At 58.4% G+C, this 22,008-nt stretch carries 20 protein-coding genes, 1 tRNA gene and 1 pseudogene; 15 read left to right on the top strand and 7 right to left on the bottom strand.

The annotated features are described in order from the left end of the window. The first annotated feature begins 336 nt into the window (after nucleotides 1-336). On the top strand, nucleotides 337-1,371 hold the full coding sequence (locus tag AWM69_RS12355; RefSeq protein WP_131654811.1) for a YhcG family protein: 1,035 nt from the start codon (nucleotides 337-339) through the stop codon (nucleotides 1,369-1,371). Between the two features lie 18 nt (nucleotides 1,372-1,389). Here AWM69_RS12355 and gltS read toward each other — a convergent pair whose 3' ends face one another. From gltS to gabP, 4 genes are all read right to left on the bottom strand, one after another. Then, nucleotides 1,390-2,598: a sodium/glutamate symporter gene (gene gltS, locus AWM69_RS12350; protein WP_048383928.1), complete on the bottom strand. Its 1,209-nt coding sequence runs from the start codon at nucleotides 2,596-2,598 to the stop codon at nucleotides 1,390-1,392. Nucleotides 2,599-2,656: 58 nt separating this feature from the next. After that, nucleotides 2,657-3,595 carry a formimidoylglutamase gene (gene hutG, locus AWM69_RS12345; RefSeq protein WP_218726977.1) on the bottom strand — a complete coding sequence of 313 codons (939 nt, stop codon included), beginning with the start codon at nucleotides 3,593-3,595 and terminating at the stop codon, nucleotides 2,657-2,659. A gap of 20 nt (nucleotides 3,596-3,615) precedes the next feature. Then, nucleotides 3,616-4,341, bottom strand: coding sequence for an IclR family transcriptional regulator (locus tag AWM69_RS12340; RefSeq protein WP_131654813.1), 726 nt, complete (start codon nucleotides 4,339-4,341; stop codon nucleotides 3,616-3,618). Nucleotides 4,342-4,533: 192 nt separating this feature from the next. Further along, a complete protein-coding gene (gene gabP, locus AWM69_RS12335; protein WP_131654814.1) occupies nucleotides 4,534-5,925 on the bottom strand; it encodes a GABA permease in 1,392 nt (463 codons plus the stop codon). A 547-nt stretch (nucleotides 5,926-6,472) separates the two neighbouring features. Between gabP and AWM69_RS12330 the strand changes: the two genes are divergently transcribed. From AWM69_RS12330 to AWM69_RS12310, 5 genes are read left to right on the top strand one after another with little or no spacing between them, the layout of a single operon-like run. After that, the gene (locus AWM69_RS12330) at nucleotides 6,473-7,246 is read left to right on the top strand and encodes an ABC transporter ATP-binding protein (protein ID WP_048383920.1); all 774 of its coding nucleotides are present in this window, start codon (nucleotides 6,473-6,475) and stop codon (nucleotides 7,244-7,246) included. Nucleotides 7,247-7,259: 13 nt separating this feature from the next. Then, nucleotides 7,260-8,015 carry an ABC transporter substrate-binding protein gene (locus AWM69_RS12325; protein ID WP_218726976.1) on the top strand — a complete coding sequence of 252 codons (756 nt, stop codon included), beginning with the start codon at nucleotides 7,260-7,262 and terminating at the stop codon, nucleotides 8,013-8,015. 58 nt (nucleotides 8,016-8,073) lie between these two features. Then, nucleotides 8,074-8,766, top strand: a complete 693-nt coding sequence (locus AWM69_RS12320) for an ABC transporter permease (protein ID WP_048383916.1) — start codon at nucleotides 8,074-8,076, stop codon at nucleotides 8,764-8,766. Next, entirely contained in the window at nucleotides 8,766-9,455 is a 690-nt protein-coding gene (locus tag AWM69_RS12315) for an ABC transporter permease (RefSeq protein WP_131654815.1), read from the top strand. The genes AWM69_RS12320 and AWM69_RS12315 overlap by 1 nt, the downstream gene beginning before the upstream one ends. Next, on the top strand, nucleotides 9,436-10,668 hold the full coding sequence (locus AWM69_RS12310) for a methyltransferase (RefSeq protein ID WP_218726974.1): 1,233 nt from the start codon (nucleotides 9,436-9,438) through the stop codon (nucleotides 10,666-10,668). Before AWM69_RS12315 ends, AWM69_RS12310 begins: the two co-directional genes overlap by 20 nt. A gap of 51 nt (nucleotides 10,669-10,719) precedes the next feature. Here AWM69_RS12310 and uraH read toward each other — a convergent pair whose 3' ends face one another. Together uraH and AWM69_RS12300 are read right to left on the bottom strand one after the other, a co-directional pair. Beyond that, nucleotides 10,720-11,130 carry a hydroxyisourate hydrolase gene (gene uraH / locus AWM69_RS12305; RefSeq protein ID WP_131654817.1) on the bottom strand — a complete coding sequence of 137 codons (411 nt, stop codon included), beginning with the start codon at nucleotides 11,128-11,130 and terminating at the stop codon, nucleotides 10,720-10,722. A 36-nt stretch (nucleotides 11,131-11,166) separates the two neighbouring features. Beyond that, entirely contained in the window at nucleotides 11,167-11,646 is a 480-nt protein-coding gene (locus AWM69_RS12300) for a heme-binding protein (RefSeq protein ID WP_218726973.1), read from the bottom strand. A 135-nt stretch (nucleotides 11,647-11,781) separates the two neighbouring features. Here AWM69_RS12300 and AWM69_RS12295 point away from each other — a divergent pair, with 135 nt between their 5' ends. The 5 genes and pseudogenes from AWM69_RS12295 (at nucleotide 11,782) to AWM69_RS12280 (ending at nucleotide 14,793) form a co-directional block, all read left to right on the top strand. Continuing rightward, nucleotides 11,782-12,456 carry a heavy metal response regulator transcription factor gene (locus AWM69_RS12295; RefSeq protein WP_131654819.1) on the top strand — a complete coding sequence of 225 codons (675 nt, stop codon included), beginning with the start codon at nucleotides 11,782-11,784 and terminating at the stop codon, nucleotides 12,454-12,456. Then, nucleotides 12,449-13,882 (top strand): heavy metal sensor histidine kinase, encoded by a 1,434-nt coding sequence (locus AWM69_RS12290; protein ID WP_256930313.1) that lies wholly within the window; start codon nucleotides 12,449-12,451, stop codon nucleotides 13,880-13,882. The genes AWM69_RS12295 and AWM69_RS12290 overlap by 8 nt, the downstream gene beginning before the upstream one ends. An 84-nt stretch (nucleotides 13,883-13,966) precedes the next feature. Beyond that, nucleotides 13,967-14,042 (top strand) — tRNA-Thr (locus tag AWM69_RS12285). Between the two features lie 171 nt (nucleotides 14,043-14,213). Then, nucleotides 14,214-14,423 (top strand): annotated as a pseudogene (locus AWM69_RS22885) (integrase arm-type DNA-binding domain-containing protein); the annotation flags it as partial. 40 nt (nucleotides 14,424-14,463) lie between these two features. Beyond that, nucleotides 14,464-14,793, top strand: coding sequence for a hypothetical protein (locus AWM69_RS12280; RefSeq protein WP_218726971.1), 330 nt, complete (start codon nucleotides 14,464-14,466; stop codon nucleotides 14,791-14,793). Nucleotides 14,794-15,207: 414 nt separating this feature from the next. Here the strand turns inward: AWM69_RS12280 and AWM69_RS12275 are convergent, their stop codons facing one another. Beyond that, entirely contained in the window at nucleotides 15,208-16,767 is a 1,560-nt protein-coding gene (locus AWM69_RS12275) for an MFS transporter (protein ID WP_218726970.1), read from the bottom strand. A 158-nt stretch (nucleotides 16,768-16,925) separates the two neighbouring features. Between AWM69_RS12275 and AWM69_RS12270 the strand changes: the two genes are divergently transcribed. The 4 genes from AWM69_RS12270 (at nucleotide 16,926) to AWM69_RS12255 (ending at nucleotide 21,898) form a co-directional block, all read left to right on the top strand. Then, on the top strand, nucleotides 16,926-17,825 hold the full coding sequence (locus AWM69_RS12270) for a LysR substrate-binding domain-containing protein (protein ID WP_218726968.1): 900 nt from the start codon (nucleotides 16,926-16,928) through the stop codon (nucleotides 17,823-17,825). 73 nt (nucleotides 17,826-17,898) lie between these two features. Next, nucleotides 17,899-18,399, top strand: a complete 501-nt coding sequence (locus tag AWM69_RS12265) for a sigma-70 family RNA polymerase sigma factor (protein ID WP_048383904.1) — start codon at nucleotides 17,899-17,901, stop codon at nucleotides 18,397-18,399. After that, nucleotides 18,399-19,346, top strand: coding sequence for a FecR domain-containing protein (locus AWM69_RS12260; protein WP_218726967.1), 948 nt, complete (start codon nucleotides 18,399-18,401; stop codon nucleotides 19,344-19,346). Before AWM69_RS12265 ends, AWM69_RS12260 begins: the two co-directional genes overlap by 1 nt. A gap of 113 nt (nucleotides 19,347-19,459) precedes the next feature. Then, nucleotides 19,460-21,898: a TonB-dependent siderophore receptor gene (locus AWM69_RS12255; protein WP_218726965.1), complete on the top strand. Its 2,439-nt coding sequence runs from the start codon at nucleotides 19,460-19,462 to the stop codon at nucleotides 21,896-21,898. Nucleotides 21,899-22,008: the final 110 nt, after the last annotated feature.

Genomic DNA, 22,008 nt, shown 5'->3' with positions numbered 1-22,008 from the left:
ACAGGGTAGATAGCCTGTGCCGGAAATGAAGCGAAGCATGCTGTTTATTTGTAGCCGAACCCAGCAGCGTTATTGCACTTTCTGTGCCGGGGGGCGCAGGTGAGCGGGGTCATTGGTTGCTAAAGCGCAGCGAAGCAATGTATTCCGGCCTTGATCGTTACTGGCCAGCTCTTACAAGCCCAGATCAATATGCACCGATTTACATAGCTGTGATCTTTCTTGAAGACAGCCACTTTACTGGCATCAAAGCTGAGATTTCCCACGCCAATACCAGCCCAGCCAGTGCCCGCTTGCTGACATCCTCGGTGACCTTCCCAACCTGAAACAGAAGGCACCATGACCCGGCCAACCCTCCAGGACTCCTCTCTTTCACCACTGCTGAGCACCCTGAGCGAACTGATCCGCCAGGCCCGGCACAAAGCCCTGCGTGCTGTCGATACGCTGCAGGTACAAACCTGCTGGAACATGGGGCGACACATCATCGAGTACGAGCAGGCAGGTGCCGCACGGGCCGCCTATGGCAAGCAGTTGCTCCCGACCCTGGCCAAAGCACTGACGGCAGAGTTCGGGAAGGGCTTTGATGAGCGCAACCTGCGGCACATGCGTAGCTTTTATCAGACCTTCCCGATTTGGAACGCAGTGCGTACCGAATTGAGCTGGACCCATTACCGTACGTTGCTGCGAGTCGACAACCCTCAAGCACGCCAGTGGTATATGGATGAGTGCGCGACACTCAATTGGTCAACACGGGCGCTGGAACGGCAAATCGGCACGCTGTATTACGAACGTCTTCTGGTCAGTCAGGACCGCCCGGCGATCAAGCAGGAGGCGAGTGCCAATCTGGAGCCGCTGAACAGAAGTCCACGTGAGTTCGTACGTGATCCGGTGCTGCTGGAGTTCCTGGGCATGCCCACGGTAGCGGGGCTGTTCGAGACGGGACTGGAACAAGCGCTGATCGACCACTTGCAAGGGTTCTTGCTGGAGCTGGGCAAAGGCTTTGCGTTCGTTGCCCGTCAGCAACGCATCAGCACAGAAAGCAAAGACTTCTACGTTGATCTGGTGTTCTACAACTACCTGCTCAAGTGCTTTGTGATTTTCGACCTGAAGCGCGGCGAGCTGACCCATCAGGACATTGGCCAAATGGACATGTACGTGCGTCTCTACGACGATCTCAAACGCGGCCCCGAAGACAGCCCCACCGTCGGCATCATCCTGTGCGCACAAAAGGATGCCTCGGTGGTGCGCTATTCAGTGCTGCACGGCAATGAGCAATTGTTCGCCAGCAAGTACACCCTCGTTCTGCCCACCGAGGATGAGCTGCGCGCCGAGCTCGACCGCGAGCAGGCGCTGGTCGAAGCCCGCATTCGCTGACTGTCCCGGTGCGGCGCCTTAGCTGAAGGCGTTGATAAACCAGGTGATCAACGGGATTGCCACGATGTCGATCAGCACGGCACCGCACAACGGCACGATGATGAACGCTTTGTACGAGAAGACTTTGTAGTGATCGCAGATGGCGCCCATGTTGGCCACGGCATTCGGGGTTGCACCCAGCCCGTGCCCCATGAACCCTGCACACAGTACTGCGGCATCGTAGTTGCGGCCGAAGGCGCGGAACAGCACGAAAATACACAGCAGGATCATGATCACCACTTGCACCACCAGAATCACCAGCAGCGGCAACCCGAGCTTTTCCAGTTCCCAGAATTTCAGGCTCATCATGGCCATGGTCAGGAACATGCCCAGACTTACATCACCAATCGTGCTGACGGCATGGTCCGGAACGTCGAGCACCTGCGTCCGGTCGTTGAGGTTGCGCAAGATAATCGCCACGAACATCGCACCTACATAGCTGGGCAGCACAATGCCCAAATGCTGTTGCAGGCTGCCACCAAGCCAGAAGCCCAGCACCATGATCACCACGATGCAGGTCAGCAGACGCAGCAGCGTCGGTGCATCCAGAGCGGTGGGCGTGGTCTGCTCTGTGTGCTCAAAGGCTTTCAGGCTGCCGGCATCATCGGCCTGAACCTTGAGTTTGTTGCGCTCGATCAACCAGCGGGCCAAAGGGCTGCCCAGCAGACCTCCCGCTACCATCCCGAACGTAGCCGAGGCCAGTGCCGCGGTGGTTGCGCCTACCGCCCCCAGGTTTTCAGCGATGGGGCCAAACGCAGCAGCCGCACCGAAGCCACCTTCAAGCGATACCGCCCCCGCCATGATCCCCAGCAAAGGGTCAATGCCCAACATTTTGGCCACGCTGACACCTACTACGTTTTGCAGCAACGCCAGGCCCCAGCAGGCCCCAAGGTAGATAAACAGCAGCTTGCCGCCTTTGCGCAACAGCCCAAGGCTGCCTCCCAGACCCACCGTGGTGAAAAACGCCACCATCAGTGGCACTTGCAGGCTGGTGTCGAGGGTCAGGTTGAGCAGTTGCTGATCACGCAGCAACCAGATCAACAGTGCGAATCCAAAACCACCAATCACGGGGGCCGGCACGCAAAGCTGGCGCAACCAGTAGCTGTGTTTTTTTAACTGGGCGCCCAGGCCCAGCAGGAGCAATGCGAGAGCGAGGGTGCTCAGTGCATCCAGTTCGAATGTCAGCATGGCGAATTTCTCTTTTTCTTATGATTCAACAAGCGGTTTCAGGGAGGTCCGGAAAAACTTAATCCATCAGACTGGCAAGCAAGCGCGCACCAATGCGGGCGGTCCGGTTATCGATATCCAGGCTCGGGTTGAGCTCGGCAATGTCTGCCATACGCAATTTGCCGCTGGCCTTGGCACGGCGCACCAGGTGCTCAACGATTTGCATGTCCACCCCGTGGGCAGACGGAGCACTTACCCCGGGTGCCTGACTGGCGGGCAGAACATCGAGACAAAGCGTCAGGTACAGGTGATCGATGTCACGCAAGAAGGTGTCCAGGTACGCTTCTATCGCGGGCATGTTCCAGCTGTTCATGTCCCGATCGAGGCGATAGCTCACGTTCAGTCGCCCGGCCTGCTCGAACAGCGCCTGGGTGTTGTTCAACTGACTCACACCCAGACAGCAATAGGCGAACGGCATGTCTGCGCGCTGGCAGTATTCGGCGATCTGACGAAAAGGCGTGCCGGAACTGCTTTGCTCGGCGTGGCGCAAATCAAAGTGCGCATCGAAATTGAGAATGCCGATGCGCGGGCGTGGCGTTTGGCGACGCAAGTGGTCAGCCAGACCGCTAAAACTGGCAAATGCGATTTCGTGGCCACCGCCCAGGCCCAGCGGCAAGTGCCCTTGATCAAGCACCTGGCTGACATGGTGCGCGTAGCGCTGTTGTGCGCCTTCAAGGTCGCTGCCCACGCAAGCCACATCGCCCGCGTCATACAACGCGGTGTGACCGTGCCATGCCAGGTTGGCCAGCGCCTTGCGCAGTGCCGACGGGCCTTGGTGGGCACCGGTGCGGCCCTGGTTGCGTTTAACCCCTTCATCACTGGCCAGGCCGATCAGCACGGTGCCTGCGGGCTGGTCGGCTGCCAAGGGCTTGACCCACTGGTGCCAGCGCAACGCGCCCTGCCCTTCGCCCGCATCGATGCGACCTGTCCAGAGTGACATGTCAGACATTACAGTCATGGTTGAAGCTCCAATCTAATTCAGTCGAGCCGGGCGCTCAGGCGCAGCGCTACGTCCTGTGTCCAGCGGATCAGGCGCTCGCTGCGCTGTTGCGCACGGAAAGCCGGGGCCATGAGACTGATGGCGCCTTGCAGACGATTACGACTGTCGATCAAAGGTGCGCTGACGCCCCAAATGCCGTCGTCAATCTCGCTCAGGCTCACGGCGTAACCCTGTTCGCGAATTTCGACAAAGCTGCGCTGGTACTGCGCGCACTGTTCGGCTTCGACGCCCTGATCCTTGAGCAAGGACAGGCTTTGAGCCTCATCCATATGCGCCAGCAACACCCGTGCCGATGCACCGACCAGCAACGGCTGAGCCAGACCTTTCTGATAGCAGCAGCGTAAGGGTTGCGGGCTGTCGACCAGCTCGATGCAAATTGCCTGGCCATTGCTCGGCACCATCAGCGCCACGCTTTCCTGACTTTGCTCGGCCAGGCGCTTGAGCTCTGGCTTGGCCAGCGTGACCAGTACCGCTTCACGGTCGAATTTTTTCGCCAGCTGCAAACAGGCAGGCCCCGGCAGATAGCGACCTTGGCCGTTCTCTTCAGCGAGGCCCCAACGCAACAGGGTCTTGAGGTGGCGATAGGTGCTGCTGAGCGGCTGTGCCAGTTGCTCAGAGAGTTCTTTCGCGGAGATCGCCTCACCGGATTGTCCGAGGGTGACGAGGATTTGCAGCAAGCGATCAGTTGGCGTGTTGTAGTTCATTATCGGCCCCTAGCTGTTGCCTGCAGGGTGCACGGAGTTTCCCATTAACTGAAATTGGATTCTCACTCACTGAGAATTATTGGCGAAATAGTGATCAGCGGTCGTCGATAACTGGTTTCAAAGGCAAAAAAAACCGCCATCCCTAAGGATGACGGCTCGAGTATGGCCTTAACCGTGTGCGCCTTCCTGGCCTCAGTTAAGTACCGTTGCCCCCAGTTTCTCAATACGTCGACGACGTGCCACCAGCAGGCCAGCCGCTACCACCAGTGCGCTCAGCAAGCCGGTGGCCATGATTTCCACTCGGTGCGCTTCCTGGAACAGCATAAGCGTCAAAATGGCCACGATGAAGACGATCACCGCCCAGGTCAGGCCCGGGAACAACCACATTTTGAAGGCTATTTTCTCGCCCTGGGCCACACGTTTTTGACGCATGCGCAGTTGCGACACGGCAATCACCAGGTACACCAGCAGGGCGATGGCGCCGGAACTGGCCAGCAAGAACTGGAACACAGCCGCCGGCGCCACATAGTTGGCGAACACGGCCAAAAAGGCAGCGCCGGTGGACATCATCACAGCCCAGTAAGGCGTGCCGCTGGCGTTGGTGCGCTTGGCGGCCGCCGGTGCGTCACCGCGCTTGCTCAAGGAGAACAGCATCCGCGACGAGGTGTAGAGCGCCGAGTTGAGGCAGCTGGTGACCGCGATCAACACCACGATGTCGACGATCAACTTGGCGTTTGGGATACCCATGCGCTCAAGCACCGTCTGATAAGAACCCACTTGGGTCAGGCTCGGGTCGTTCCATGGCACCAGGGCCACCACCAGGAAAATCGACACCAGGTAGAACAAGCCAATCCGCCAGATCACCGAGTTGGTTGCCTTGGTGATTTGTTTGCTTGGGTCTTTGGACTCCGCCGCCGCGATGGTGACGATTTCAGTGCCCATAAACGAGAACATGGTGGTCAGCATGGCCGCCAGTACCGCACCCATGCCGTTGGGCATGAAGCCGATGGTATCGACCAGGTGTGACACGCCGCTGACTTCGCTGGTGGGCAGCAGGCCCATCACTGCCAGGACGCCCAGCACGATGAAGCCAATAATCGCCAACACCTTGACCAGCGCAAACCAGAACTCGAACTCGCCGTAGTTCTTGACGCTGAACAGGTTGGTGGCGGTCAGCAACAAGGTAATGACCAGGGTGAAGACCCAGATCGCCGTACCCGGGAACCAGGCATGCAGGATGCTGGCAGCCGCGACGGCTTCCAGTGGAATCACCAGTACCCAGAACCACCAGTACAGCCAGCCAATGGTGAAGCCGGCCCAGTGGCCGATGGCACGGTCGGCATACGTCGAAAACGAACCGGTGTCCGGTGAAGCAACGGCCATTTCGGCCAGCATGCGCATGACCAGCACCACCAGCGTGCCTGCAGCGGCATAAGCCAGCAGTACAGCGGGGCCCGCTTGCGCAATCGCGTGTCCAGAACCGACGAACAAACCGGCACCGATGACCCCGGCAATCGACAGCATGGTGACATGCCGTGGCTTGAGCCCTTGCTCCAGGCCGTTAGAGGTTTGCGTATTGCTCATTGGGACTACCTTTACAGTGAAAGCCATTCCGAGCGCCGCCTGATTACCTTCTCGTAAAAAGTAACCAACGGGGCGTTTCGAATTATTTACGCAATAAGTGCGCCAGAAAACTCACGCCCTACGGTTTGCGCGGGCTGCAAAGGATCGCTACCTGATCTGCAAGCCATTGAGTGTCATGGCTTTTTGCCAATCCGTTACCGTAACACTCAGTTACGTGTAGTGCCGCGCACTAAAAATACCCAATTTTGCTCATATGGCGCAAAAGCAGTGCACATCTACAACCTTTAGTAGGTTCGCGCTTCCAACACCGGGCCAAAGCTGGCAACATCGCGACCTTTTTTACGCGACACCTGTCTGGCCAAACGGCAAAACACGGGGTCGGTTGTTGTCGGCGCGACAGTCTGCTGTAACGATGCGACAAACGACCACCCTCCTGCCTTTTGCCCCGTTGAGGCGGCTGGTTGCCATTGCGACCCTATGCTAGCTTGGCCATCGCCAGGAAGGCAGCCCAACAGCAGGATCGCACCGAACACAATGAGGACCGCACATGGCTTTGGCCACGCCCGCGCTTGAAATCCGCAACTTGCACAAACGCTACGGCGAGCTTGAGGTACTTAAAGGTATCTCGCTGACCGCACGCGACGGCGACGTGATCTCGATCCTGGGTTCTTCCGGTTCCGGCAAGTCCACCCTGCTGCGCTGTATCAACCTGCTGGAAAACCCCCACGAGGGCCAGATCCTGGTCGCCGGGGAAGAGCTCAAGCTCAAAAAAGCCAAAAATGGTGAACTGGTTGCTGCCGATGGCAAACAGATCAATCGCATGCGCAGCGAACTGGGGTTCGTGTTTCAAAACTTTAACCTGTGGCCGCACATGACCATCCTCGACAACGTGATCGAGGCGCCGCGTCGTGTACTGGGCCAGAGCAAGGCTGAAGCCATCGTGGTGGCAGAAGCATTGCTGGCCAAGGTCGGTATCGCTGACAAACGTCATGCCTACCCGTCCGAACTGTCCGGCGGACAGCAACAGCGTGCCGCCATTGCCCGTACGCTGGCCATGCAGCCCAAAGTGATTCTGTTCGATGAGCCGACATCAGCACTTGACCCAGAAATGGTTCAAGAAGTACTTAGTGTGATCCGCGCACTCGCCGACGAAGGTCGCACTATGCTGTTGGTCACCCATGAGATGAGCTTTGCTCGTCAAGTGTCCACCGAAGTAGTGTTTTTGCATCAAGGCCTGATCGAAGAGCAAGGGTCGCCTGAACAGGTTTTCGATAACCCGGTTTCGGCGCGCTGCAAACAATTCATGTCCAGCAATCGCTAACGGAGCAACCCGAATGCAGAACTATAAAAAGCTTCTCCTGGCCGCTGCCGCCTCGCTGGTGTTCAGTGCCAACGCCTTGGCTGTTGATAAGTACAAAGTCGGGATTGAAGGTGCTTACCCACCGTTCAATAACAAGAACGCCAGCGGCGAGGTGGTCGGTTTCGACCCGGATATCGCCATGGCCCTGTGCGCCAAAATGAAAGCCGAGTGCGAAATCGTGACCTCGGACTGGGATGGCATCATCCCGGCGCTGAACGCCAAGAAGTACGACTTCATCGTGTCGTCCTTGTCGATCACTGACGAACGCAAGCAAGCCGTCGACTTTACCGACCCGTACTACTCCAACAAGCAGCAGTTCATCGCACCGAAAAAAGTCGATTTCAAAACCGACCTCGAGTCGCTCAAAGGCAAGGCCCTGGGCACCCAGCGTTCTACCCAGGCCGCAACCTGGCTGGAAGACAACCTGGGCACGGACGCGACCGTCTCCTTATATGACACCCAGGAAAACGCCTACCTCGATCTGACATCCGGCCGTGTCGATGCACTGCTGGCTGACAAGTACGCCAACTTTGACTGGCTGAAAAGCCCGGCTGGCCAGCCTTATGAGTTCAAAGGCGAGCCCGTCAACGAAGATGACAAGGTTGGGATCGCGCTGCGTAAAGGCGACAACGAACTGCGCGCCAAGCTGAACCTGGCCCTCAAGCAAATCGTTGAAGACGGCACGTACAAGAAGATCAACGACAAGTATTTCCCGTTCAGCATCTACTGACCTGCCTGACCGGCGCGCCCCAGGGTTGCGCCGGTCCCTAGCAAAGCCTGCCTAACCCATGACTATCGATTTATACGGATTCGGCCCGGCGCTTGCCGCCGGGGCGCTGATGACCGTCAAACTGGCACTGACTGCGCTGTGTCTTGGCCTGGTGCTCGGGTTGCTCGGTGCATTGGCCAAAACCTCCCCCCTCAAACCTTTAAGGTGGCTGGGCGGTACTTATTCAACGCTGGTTCGCGGTGTGCCCGAGCTGCTCTGGGTGCTGCTGATTTACTTCGGCAGCGTGAACCTGGTCCGTGCCATCGGCGAAGCCATCGGCATGCCCGAACTCACCCTCAGCGCTTTCGCGGCGGGTGTGATCGCGCTGGGGCTGTGTTTTGGTGCCTATGCGACCGAAGTGTTTCGCGGTGCCATTCTGGCCATTCCCAAAGGTCACCGCGAAGCGGGCATGGCCCTGGGCATGTCCAAGCCACGGATCTTCAGCAAACTGATCCTGCCGCAAATGTGGCGCATCGCCCTGCCCGGCCTGGGCAACCTGTTCATGATCCTGATGAAAGACACCGCGTTGGTATCGGTGATCGGTCTGGAAGAAATCATGCGCCAGGCCCAGAACGCCGTGACCTTCGCCAAACACCCTTTCACCTTCTACATGGTGGCCGCCGTGATGTACCTGGGCCTGACCGTATTGGCCATGGGCACGATGCACGTGCTTGAAAAACGCGCTGCGCGCGGCTTTGTGAGGAGGACGTAATGGAGTGGGAAATCATCCTCAAGTGGATGCCCAAGCTGATTCAGGGTGCGACCCTGACGCTGGAGCTGACGGCCATCTCGGTTCTCGCCGGTCTGATTGTGGCGATTCCGCTGGGCATCGCCCGTTCGTCCAGGCTGTGGTACGTGCGTGCGCTGCCTTATGCCTACATCTTTTTCTTCCGGGGCACGCCCCTGCTGATTCAGCTGTTCCTGGTGTATTACGGCCTGGCGCAATTCGACATGGTGCGTGAAAGCGCATTGTGGCCCTATCTGCGCAGCCCGTTCTGGTGCGCGATCATCACCATGACCCTGCACACGGCGGCCTATATTGCCGAGATTCTGCGTGGCGCAATCCAGGCCATCCCACCGGGTGAAATCGAAGCTGCACGTGCCCTGGGCATGTCTCGCTTCAAAACCCTGGTGCACATCGTCATGCCACGTGCCACACGCATCGGCCTGCCGGCCTACAGCAACGAAGTGATCCTGATGCTCAAGGCCAGCTCGCTGGCGAGTACCGTGACCTTGCTGGAACTGACCGGCATGACCCGCACCATCATTGCCCGCAACTACCTGACGGTGGACATGTTCCTGACCGCCGGGATGATCTACCTGGTGATGTCGTTCGTACTGATTCAGGGCTTCAAACTGCTGGAGCGCTGGTTGCGCGTCGATGCCTGCCAAGGACGCTAAACCTCAAGTGCTGCGTGGCGAGGCTCTGCTCGCCCGCTTCCAGGCACTGGACGCCTTTCTGCATGAACACCAGCACCTGTGGCGCCCACGGCCCTTCACTCATCTGAATGTGCCGTGGGAAGCGCAGCACCCCGAACTGGCGCAGTGGTTGCGCCAGCGTTCGCTGCAAGACGCCGAAACCAGCCACAACCATCCCCAGCACGTGCCCGCCCCTGCGCCATTCCCCGAACTGGCCGCCATTTCCTGCGCCCTGAGTTCGGTTGAGCGGCTGCCGACACAGGTGCTTGCGCCCGCTAACCAGCGCTTGCAGGTGGACGTGCCGGGCCGCAAATGGCAACAAATTGAAGCCTTTGCCCAAAGCCTGACCTTCAAGCAAGCACCTGCCCACTGGCTGGACTGGTGTTCGGGCAAAGGCCATTTGGGGCGTCGGCTGCTGAGCGCCGGGCAGCAACTGACGTGCCTGGAATATGACCCGGCACTGATCGAATCCGGCCAGGGTCTGAGCCAGCGCCATCACTTGCCGGCCCGTCATGTTCAGCAGGATGTGCTCGCACCCGACGCCGCCTTGCAGCTCACACCCCGGATGACACCTGTGGCGCTGCATGCCTGCGGCGATTTGCATGTCCGTCTGCTGCAACTGGCAAGCGCGGCAGGCTGTGCACAACTTGCCGTGTCGCCCTGCTGTTACAACCGCATCAGCGCGTCGCACTATCAGGCGTTATCCACAGCCGCCACAGCATCAGGCTTGCAGCTGTCGCAGGAAGACCTGAGCCTGCCCATGAGTGAAACCGTGACCGCTGGCAGCCGCGTGCGGCGCCAGCGCGACGAATCGATGGCGCGGCGGCTGGGCTTTGATGTGTGGCAACGCCAGCGCCGTCAGTGCGATGAATACTTATCCACACCCTCGCTGCCCGGCACTTGGCTGAACAAACCGTTTGCCGAATACTGCGAAGACCTGGCAGCGCTGAAAAACTTATCCACAACCGGCGCTGAAGACTGGCCCGCCCTTGAAGCGGCAGGTTGGGCGCGCCTGGCCCAGGTGCGCAATCTGGAGCTGGTACGCGGCCTTTTCCGTCGCCCGCTGGAACTGTGGCTGGTACTGGATCGGGCGCTGTTTATGGTGGAGAACGGCTATGAGGTTGAGATTGGCGAGTTCTGCGACAGCCATCTGACGCCGCGCAATCTGATGTTGATCGCGCAGCGTTGTGGATAACTTGAACAAGCATTCTCACCCGAGTCTTATCGATCCGGGTGAGGGAGCGCTCTACGACCCGCGATACGTCGAGAAGCCGTAAGGGCTGAGCAGCAGCGGAATGTGGTAGTGCTGATCGGCGTTTTTCACTTCAAAAATCACCGGTATTTCCGGGAAGAACGTCTCGCGGCCAGCGTTTTTGAAGTATTCACCGGTTTTAAACACCACCCGATACTGCCCCGCCTCAAAGGTTTGCCTGGCCGGGAACAGTTCGCCGATACGCCCCTGTTCATTGGTCACGCCCTGCGCCAGCGGCTGCCAGTCTTGCCCCACATGCTTTTCCAGCGTGACATTGACGCCCGGTGATGGCAGACCGTTTTCCAGGTTGAGTACATGCACGCTCAAAGGGTTGCCAGCCGCCAGTGTCAGGCTCGACAAGGCGCTCAGGCTCATAGCCAGCACCGTCATTCGCAACGTTTTCATCGGTCATCCTTTAGTCATGGTTAAAAAATAATCAACTCAGCGTTGAATAGTCAGGCCAATCTGTTTCGCCGCTTTTAGCGCGCAGGCTTCGTCTTGCTCAGCCCCTCCAGCGCCCGCCACCCCCATCGCGCCGACCAGTTCACCCTCGGCAAACAACGGCACACCACCGCCCAGCAGCAACAACTCAGCGATGGAGTTGAGGTTGTTCGCTTCAGCATTGGCGCGCGCTCGTTCGGCAAACAAACGGGTCGGGGTTTTGGTCGAAAGCGCGGTATAGGCTTTGCGCTGGCTGGCCAGCAGGTTGTGCGAGCCAACACCCTCCGGACGCATCGCTATCAGCACATTGCCACCGCGATCGAGCACGCTCAGCGCGCCGGTGCAATGCATAAGCGTGGCGTCAGCCAGTTGACGGGCGGTGGCCAGATCCAGGTCGGCATGACGCACCAGATTCGGTGCTGCCTGGGCGGTGCCGGCAACACCAACGGCAGTCCACAACAACAAGGTTTTCAGCATCATTGGCTAGCTCCTGTAGGAATGAGCCCACCTTAACCAACGACCTTCGTCAGAACCCCGTCAGTTGCATTACAAGTTTGTAATAGGCAACGCCCCCGAAGGCGCCTAGCCTGTGCTAACGATTGATCGAGGTGTGCGATGCGTTTGTTAGTGGTTGAAGATGAAGCCAAGACGGCAGATTTCCTGGCCAAAGGCCTTAAAGAATCAGGCTTTGCGGTGGATGTGGCGCTGAACGGGCTGGACGGCCGTTACTTTGTCGAGCAGCAGGAATACGACCTGATCATCCTCGACGTGATGCTGCCGGGGCTCAATGGCTGGCAACTATTGCAATTGATTCGCCAACGCGGCGCCACACCCGTACTGTTTTTGACCGCCAAGGACGCTATCGAAGACCGCGTGCGCGGCCTCGAACTGGGCGCCGACGATTATCTGCTCAAGCCCTTTGCCTTTGCCGAGTTGCTCGCCCGGGTACGCACCTTGCTGCGCCGTGGCCCCATGCGCGAGGCCGAGTCGTATGCCATCGCCGACCTTGAAATCGACGTGCTGCGCCGCCGCGTCAGCCGGGGCGGACAACGCATCAGCCTAACCAACAAAGAATTTTCGCTTCTGCAACTGCTGGCCAGCCGTCAGGGCGAAGTCTTGTCGCGCACCTTGATCGCGTCCCAGGTCTGGAACCTCAATTTCGACAGCGACACCAATATGGTCGAAGTCGCCGTGCGGCGCTTGCGCGCCAAGGTCGACGATCCCTACATGCCCAAACTGATCCATACCGTGCGCGGCGTCGGGTATCAGCTGGAAGCGCCCGATGAGTAAGTCCATTGCCTGGCGCCTGGCGCTGGCAATTGCTTTGACCTGCGCATTGGTGATGAGTCTGATCGGGGTGTTTCTGTATCGCTCATTGGCCTCCGAACTGGCATGGCGTGACGATCAGGCTCTGCTGGGGCGCCTTGAGCAGGTACGCGCCCTGTTGCATGACAGCGACAGCCTCGAAGCCCTGCAAGAACGCCCACGGTTGTATCAAAACATGCTGGGCAACCTGGACAGCGTGTTGCTGGTCAAACGTGAGGACGGCAGCCCGTTGATTGCGATTAATCCGCACCAACAAGCCTTGCCGGACGTACCACCGATTGCTCAAGCACGGGCACCACAACGCACCGATATCAAAACGGTAGGCGCGACAGTGCTGCTGGCAGGTATGGCGCAAGGCCCGGCAGGAGAAACCTTGAGCGTCACGGTGGGCAAGCGCCTTGATGAGCGTGAGCAAATGCTCGCCAGCTATCGCATGCGTTTGTATGGCGCTGTGGGATTCGGTGCATTGATGGCTTTCGGCCTTGGCCTGCTGCTGTTGCGTCGCGGTCTCACGCCTCTGCGCGACCTGGCCCGGGCCATGGCCGGTATCGACCCGCGCAGCCTCGACCAACGCATGAGCGCAGACCACGTACCGGCCGAACTCAAAGAACCCGTGCAGGCACTCAACGCCATGCTCGCACGGCTTGAAGACAGCTTTGCACGGCTGTCGCAGTTCTCCGCCGACCTGGCCCATGAAATCCGCACGCCGTTGCACAACCTGCTGGGCAGCAACAGCCTGGCCTTGAACCAGTCACGCAGCGCGGCCGAATATCAGGAAGTGCTGGCCTCGAATATCGAAGAGTACGAACGCCTCAATCGCATGGCCGAAAACCTGATGTTTCTCGCCCGCGCCGAGCACGGTCAACGCCCCTTGCAGCTGCACGTGCTGGATCTTGGAGAAGTGGGTGACGGATTGTGTGAATACTTCGAGGCCCTGGCCGAAGACCGTCAGTTACGACTGGACAATCAGCTCGGCGGCCCCCTGACAGCCGACCTGCAACTGCTGCAACGGGCGCTGGGCAACCTGCTGGCCAACGCCGTGCGCCATGCACAACCCGGCTCGACCGTACGCCTGCTGCGTCACGACGATGCCGAATATGGCTGGATTGGGGTACACAACCTTGGCCCGGCGATTGACCCGCAACATATCGACAAACTGTTCGACCGCTTTTACCGGGTCGACCCGTCACGCGCCCAACCCGGTGACTCCGGCGGCCTGGGATTGGCGATCGTGCATTCGATCATGCACTTGCATGGCGGACAGGTACGCGTGGTGAGCAATGACAGCGGCACACTGTTTGAGCTGGGGTTTGCCCACAATCCCCCGACTTTTCCGAGGTCCGGAGTCGATACCGTGACAGTGCAGTCCAGTACTCGCACCCAGACTTGAGCGAACACCGGCCCGAATCATGAAAATAGTCAGTTATCAGGGGTTTACAAGCCCAAACATCCGCGTATACTCCTCGCCCATAACGCCGGTATAGCTCAGTTGGTAGAGCAACTGACTTGTAATCAGTAGGTCCCGAGTTCGACTCTTGGTGCCGGCACCACACAAGGTTTCAGAGAAGGCTTTCAAAATCTCTGAAACCCCCGAAAAACCCGCCTTCTGGCGGGTTTTTTCGTTTTGGGGTTCTGTGGGATTCCGCCAAAGTCTTATGGATACCCACTGCTGTAAGGATAAAGCTAGGGGTAAGGTCATTCGACAAAGGGGAAAGCCCCTTATCTCGCGCACCATTACCCCACTCTCCGATTCGGCTTGCCGCTCAGCCAAGCCCACCGACCGCGCCTACAAGCTTTTCAACGGCGACAGCCTCTACCTTTTAGTCCAACCCAATGGTCGCGAAGAACTGACCTCGTTCGGCAACTACCCCGTGGCCGGCCTCACCGATGCGCGCAACAAAAGGCAGATTAGAGTTAACGTTACTCGAATGAAGTCGAAGCCTGGCACTGGCGCAGAGAGGAAGAATTGACATGGATATCTCAACCGCACAAAGCATCAAGCTCGCCATTGTGTCGGCAACCGGACTGTCAAAAGACGCGCTGCATATCTATGTGGGCATGGCGGTCTATTTAACGTTGACCGTTGGCATCCGACGATTCAGGCCATACCTTGGCTGGCTGGGTGTTTTCATCATTGCGTGTGCTGGCGAGTGGGTAGACCGGCAAGATGATATTGCAAGCTTCGGATACTGGCGCTGGCAGGCAAGCGCTCACGACGTTCTCAACACGTTGTTTTGGCCGACGGTGCTGACACTGCTTTGGCTTTTAAAGTGCCGCAGTAAAGCAAGCGTACATCCGTAAGACTCTCACAATCTGCTCTGCCACGCGGATCCACCCAAACAGGGCTGCAAAGCCGCCCGGCCTGGGTCTTAAAAAATCCAAAACCCACGCAACTGTCTGTGGAAAACCACGGATTTCCACCGGTGGATAATTTCATCCACAGCCGCAGAACTCCCGAAAAATCGAGTCTCGACCCAAACTATCCACAGGCGTAGAAAAGATCGAGCAAAGCGCTGTCGTCGACAGCAACCCAGGCAGCCATGACCTTTAAGGCTACGTCACACCGTGGTGGTATTCCCAAAGTGCGATGAGCATCCGGCGGCTCGCACGGTCACAGCGATGTGATGGATGCCTTTTTTTAAGACTTGCCCCCCTTCCAATACCGTTAGCTCGTTGTGCTGGAGCGATCAGGCCAACGTACGGCGTCTGCGCCGATCACTCGCGGTCGGCTGCGATCAAGGGACTCACCCTCTCTACGGGTTGAGGGTCATGCGCGCTAACTCGACCGAGTGTTGCGAACACTGCTACTGCCGTGAGTACGCTGCCAGCACCCAAGATGAAAAGCAGGTGTCGAAACGCGTTGGCGTACTCGTGGCGCAAAAGTTCTGACTGCCCTGGGAGTTGGCTGTTGGCGTTCTGCAGATCGCCGAGCGCTGCCCGGCTGGATGCTTCCATGATCTGATGCGGTGCAAAACCCGTAGCGGCGTCGAATAGCCCCCATTGAATGAACGTCGCCAGCAACGCCCCGGCGACGGCGATGGCAATGCCATCGGCGGAAACGCGAACGGCGTTAAAAATCCCTGTGGCCATGCCCGCACGTTCTTTTTCAACCACGCTAACGGCCATGCCGTCCATCAGACCCCAAGGCAGGCCAATGCCCATGCCGATCAGCACCATGGGCATTACCGCCTTGCTGACTCCGCCATCCAGCACGACACCTAGCCAAAACAGTCCGACTGCCACCAGCATTAGCCCGACCGCCGAGAGCATCCCTGAGGTGTAGTGCCGCGCGAGCTGGGCCGCCAGAAACGGCACAAGCAACAAGGGTGCAGCCAGCGCAATCATCATTTGTCCGGTCTGCAAAGCACTGAGCCCATCGACTCCGATGAATCGCGCCGGGAGCATGATGATGAGGACGACAAAAAAGAATGCAGGGCTCGCTGCCAGAATCTGCACACCAACAAACCTGGATTGCTTGAATAGCGAAAGGTCGAGCATCGGACTACTGGTTCGGCGCTCTATCAGCACGAATAGCATGAACAGCAGGATCGCCCCGACGACACTGCCCAAAACGATTGGGCTGGCCCAACCGTCTTCAGGCGCGAGGAGTATGCCGTAGGTAAACAAGGTGAGTGCGGCCGTGAAGCTGAGAGCACCGGGCCAATCCATACCCTTGTTAGCCGGGTCTTTAGACTCCGTCGCGCTCACGCAGACGAGTACGAAGCCCACTACACCTATCAATGCCGTAGTGTGGAACGTCCATTTCCAGCCGGCAGAGTCGACCAGTAGCCCGGCAGCCAAGGGGCCGAAGGCTAATCCAATGCCGAACGTGGTCCCAAGGAGACTGAAAACCCTGGTGCGTTCAGAGCCGTGGAATACCTGGGCGAGAGATGACATGGCGCCGGCGAAAGCAGCTGCTCCGCCCAACCCCTGTACAAGCCGCAGGATATCGATTTGCACAACCGTGGAGGAGAAGGGAATAGCCAGGGTAGACAACACGAATATGACCAGTCCCATCAGCCATACGCGCTTGCGTCCGTAAATATCTGTCAGGCTCCCGGCGGCCATCATCGCGCTGCCATAGGTCAGGATATAGGCGTTGACGACCCAACTGAGCTCGACAGCAGATCCACCCATGGCAGCGCTGATTGAAGACAGAACAACTGCCGGCCCGGTAAAGCAAAGCGGGATAAGAATGCCTGTCAGGCACGCTGCGAACAGCTGTACCCACTTCAGTAACGGGGGAGCCGTCTGAACGCTGCATGTCGAATTCATCTGAATGTTTTCCTGATTGATGTGCGCAGGTGTCACTTCACAGCGCACGGTTGTCCGCAGTGATCGGCACATCGAGAGGTTAGGGCTTACGTCCGCAAACAAAAACAGGCCTATAATCCGAACATATCGGACGCTGGTGTCCGCAGTGAGGGCAGCCCTTGGAATCGCTTGGCAGCATTTCACTCTTCGTATTGGTGGCTGAAACCCGAAGCTTCACAGAAGCCGGGAAACGATTAGGTATTTCCTCCTCTGGCGTCGGTAAAAGCATTGCCAGGCTGGAGGAGAAGCTCGGTGTACGCCTGTTCCAGCGCAACACCCGCAGTATTGCCCTGACGTTGGAAGGCTCACTGTTTCTTGAGCGGTGCCGACGGATACTTGCGGAGCTTGAAGCCGCCGAAATGGAGCTAAGCAATACCCGCGAGCAACCGAGGGGGAAATTGCGAATCAGCTTGCCTCTCGTCAGCAGCCTGGTGATGCCCGTCATCATTCAATTCATGCGCGCCTACCCCGAAATAGAACTCGATATCGATTTCTCTGATCGAATGGTCGACGTTATTGAGGAAGGCTTCGATGCTGTATTGCGGACAGGTGAGCCGGGTGATTCGCGTTTGATTTCTAAAAGGCTGGGGAGCTTTCAGCTCCAGATTGTGGCGTCTCCAGACTATCTCGCACAGCACGGTGTACCCAAACGGCCGTCGGATCTCTCTGCACACTCATGTTTATTGCACAAGTTTCCTTCGACAGGGAAAGTCGAGTCTTGGCCGCTGCGCATTGAGACTGCAGAGCCGGATTTCGAGCTGCCTCAGACCCTGGTGTGCAACACCACCGAAGTGATTGTCGATGTGGCGTGTTCAGGTTTGGGAATTGCTTGCCTGCCTGACTTCATGACGGCTAACGCCATCAAGAACCAGCAACTGGTTCAGGTGTTAGCTGACTATACGGTTCACACCGGCGTGTTCAGACTTTTGTGGCCCTCCAGCAAACATCTTTCTCTGAGACTGCGGACCTTTATCGATTTTATGCACAGCCAGCTATTCGTTAGCGACCGGCCCAGTTAGAAAACCCACTTGCATAAAAATGCCATCATCACAATAATGCGATCGATTACCATTTACGCATGGTGGCATTATCATGTCGGCGCTCGACCATTCCGTGGTCCATCGGTTGTACCGCGATCACAACAGTTGGCTGAAAGGCTGGTTGCGCGTCCGGCTGGGCAATACGGCGGATGCTTCCGATCTTGCTCAGGACACGTTCCTGCGTGTCATGACGGCGCGCCATGACGCGCCTATCCGCGAGCCGCGAGGTTATCTGAGTACCATTGCCCGTTCGCTTTTGATCGATAAGGTCCGCCGCCGCACCATTGAGCAGGCTTACCTGCAGGCGCTGGCATTAAGGCCGGAGCCTGTGGATGTTTCGCCAGAGGTGCGCCTGTCGATCATCGAAACGCTGATCTCGATCGACGACCTGCTCGATGAGCTGGGGTCCCGGACGCGTGAGATCTTTCTGGCGGTGCAACTCGAAGGCTTGAGCTACGTTGCCGCCGCTGAACGTTTCGGTGTATCGGTCACCACGGTCAAAAACCATTTGATTCGCGCCATGACCCGCTGCCTGCTGCTGGTCGAACAGTGATGTCCAGCGCTCCGGATTTGAAGACGCTTGAGGCCGCTGCCACCTGGTACGTGCAGCTTAATGACGGAGCCATCAGCGAGGCCCGGACCCGGGCCTGGCAAGCTTGGTTGCAGGCTTGTCCGCAGCACGCCGCCGCCTGGGCGCGGGTCGAAAAGCTTCAAAGCCAATGGGCAATGATCCCGCCAAAAGCAGCCCTCTCCAGCCTGGATGCCGCGAAAGCTCAACGCCGTGATGTCTTGAAAATGCTTGGCATGCTGCTGGCCGTTGGCAGCAGTACATGGCTGGCGGTTGAACACGTACCGTATCGCTCGATGCTCGCTGAACACCGCACCGGTACCCGGGAGCGGCGCTCGCTGCGCCTGGACGATGGCTCGCAACTGGAACTGAACAGCGACACGGCGCTGGATATCCTCTTCGATGCCAAACAGCGGTTGATCCGTCTGCACCGGGGCGAGATTCTGGTTCAGACCGCCAAGGACCCGGGCCTGCGCCCATTTATCGTGCACACCGAAGACGGCAGCATACGCGCCCTTGGCACCCGCTTCAGCGTGCGTCAATTACCCGGTCAGACGCGGGTCGGCGTAGAGCAATCGGCCGTGGAAATTCACCCCCTCAGGCACATTGATCTTCAACTGCGGCTGGAAGCCGGGCAACAAGTCACTTTCGATCGCGATGCCGCCGGTGAGATCGAGCGTTTACCTTCCGCCTCCACCGCCTGGGTCAAAGGCATGTTGAGCGTAGATGACTGGCGGCTGGGGGACTTTGTCGAGGAGCTGGGACGCTATCGTCCGGGTGTACTGCGCTGTGCAACATCGGTTCAAGACTTGAGTATCTCGGGGGCTTTTCGGATCGATGACACCGAAACGGTTCTGGAGAACCTGGGTAAGACCTTACCGGTGAAGGTGCGTTATCTGACCCGTTACTGGGTCAGTATCGAACCGGCATAAGCGAACGCGCAAAATGCTTTGGCCTTTAACCTTGCTGATTTCGATTCTCATCCGTCAATGACATAAGCCGCGACCGCAGCGCGTTTCTGCCATGACCATGCAAGGATCACCGAATGCCCCCGCTCCCCCTCAATGCCACAACTAAAATAACGCGCGCTGTTCGCCTGGCGGTATTGGGTGTATCCCTCGCCAGCGTGTCCGGCCTGGCACTGATGTCCACTCAGGCCTGCGCGCAAAGCCAGACGGCTTATCAGGTCGCCGCTGGCCCGCTGGGCAAGGCCCTTACCCAATTTGGCGTGCAAGCGGGGGTCACTATTTCGTTCGACACCGAGCAGGCCCGGTACCTCAACACCGCCGGGCTAGAAGGCTCGTACAGCATCGAGGAAGGCCTCGACCGTCTGCTCGCCAACAGCGGGTTGCAAGCACAGCGTCAGAGCAACGGTGGCTATGTTCTTGTTGCCAGCAACCCCGAAGAGGCGCTGCAACTGGGGGCCACTCAAGTCATCACCAACCAGCTGGGCACGGTGACCGAAGGCACCGGCTCCTACACGCCCGGGGCCATTTCTACGGCCACCCGCCTGGTGCTCACACCCCGCGAGACGCCGCAATCGATTAGCGTGATCACCCGTCAGCACATGGATGATTTCGCGCTCGACAATGTCGACGACGTGATGCGCCACACCCCCGGCATTACCGTATCGGCCTATGACACGGACCGGACCAACTACTACTCCCGCGGATTCTCGATCAATAACTTCCAGTACGACGGGATTCCCTCCGCCGTGCGTAACGTCGCTTATTCGGCGGGCAATACCCTGAGCGACATGGCGATCTATGACCGGATCGAGGTACTCAAAGGCGCCTCCGGCCTGCTCAGCGGGGCAGGCTCCCTGGGGGGCACCATCAACCTGGTGCGCAAAAAACCCACCCACGAATTTCATGGCCATATCACCGCAGGCGCCGGCTCCTGGGACAACTACCGTACCGAAGTGGACCTCAGCGGCCCGTTGACCGAAACCGGTAATGTCCGCGGTCGCGCCGTGGCGGCCTATCAAGACAGGCAGTCGTACATCGACCGCTACTCGAACCAGAGTTCGGTGTTCTACGGCATCCTTGAAGTTGACCTGACGCCCGACACATTGCTGACCGTGGGTGCCGACTATCAGGACAACAAACCCCAGGGCTCTACGTGGTCGGGGAGCTTTCCGCTCTACAACTATGCGGGTGAGATCAACGATGCCAAGCGCTCATTCAGCAATGCCACCGACTGGAGCAGTTGGCAGCAATACACCCGCACCGTCTTCGCGACCCTGGAACAGGATCTGGGCAGTGGCTGGGTGGGCAAGCTGCAACTGGACCACAAGCTCAATGGCTACGATGCCCAATTGGGAGCGATCCAGTTCAACCAGCCCGCAGCTGATGGCACCGCCACAATCAACGCTCAACGTTACAAGGGCGAAACCACCAGCGATGCGGCCGACCTTTATGTCAGCGGCCCCTACGATTTTCTGGGGCGAGAGCATGAACTGGTGCTGGGCGGCTCGATCAGTACCGCGAACTGGAAAGGCAAAGGTTACTGGGACGTCACGTTCGCCACACCCAACCTGGTCGATTACTTCAACTGGAACGGGCACCTGGCCAAACCTGACTGGGGCCGTGCGTCGCAAATCAGCGATGACACCGTGCGCCAGACGGGCATCTACGCCACCACGCGCCTGAACATCACCGATGACTTGAAGCTCTTCCTGGGCGGGCGAGTGGTCGACTACACCCTGACCGGTACAACCAATACCTACCGCGAGTCAGGGCGTTTGATTCCGTACGCTGGCATCACCTATGACCTCACCGACTACCTGACCGCGTATGCCAGCTACACCGATGTGTTCATGCCTCAGGAGTTCTACAACCTGGACCGCAACAGCAAGATGCTGGACCCGGACGAGGGAGAAAACTATGAAATCGGCCTCAAGAGCGAGTTTTTCGATGGCCGCCTGAACGCCAGCCTGGCGTACTTCGAAGTCAAGGAAAGCAACCGCCCCACCCCCGACGATGACTGGAACAACCTGTCACCCACCCCGCCCAACTACGCCTTCAAGGGTACCGCCGCGAAAACCAAGGGTTACGAGCTGGAAGTGTCCGGTGAGCTGAGCCCGGGCTGGAGCCTGCAGGCCGGATATACCCACAAGGTGGTGCGCGATGACACCGGTAAAAAGATTTCGACCTTCGAGCCCGAAGATCAGCTCAGCTTCTACACCATCTACAAACTCAAGGGTGATCTGAACAAAGTCTCCGTGGGCGGTGGCGCACGCTGGCAGAGCACAGCCTGGCAAGAGATGTACAACAGCCCCAAGGATCGCTACGAAGATTTCTCGCAAAAACCCTACTGGGTTGTGGATCTGATGACCCGCTATCAATTCACGGAAAACCTGTCGACCACGCTCAACGTCAACAACGTGTTCGACAAGTACTACTACACCAACATCGGCTTCTATAACTCAGCGATCTATGGCGAGCCACGCAACTTTATGCTGACGACGCGTTGGGATTTCTGAGGCTCACCGCCAATCACTCAGGCGGCTGAGTTTCACCTGCAGGAGCGAGCACGCTCGCGCCTGCATTTGTCCTTCAGTGCACCGCAAGGCAGGCCTTTGGCCTGCACACA

This window comes from Pseudomonas sp. D1HM, from assembly GCF_019266105.1.
Lineage (GTDB): Bacteria > Pseudomonadota > Gammaproteobacteria > Pseudomonadales > Pseudomonadaceae > Aquipseudomonas > Aquipseudomonas taetrolens.
Note: the sequence above shows the minus strand (reverse complement) of the source record. Positions and strands in the feature narration are given on the sequence as shown.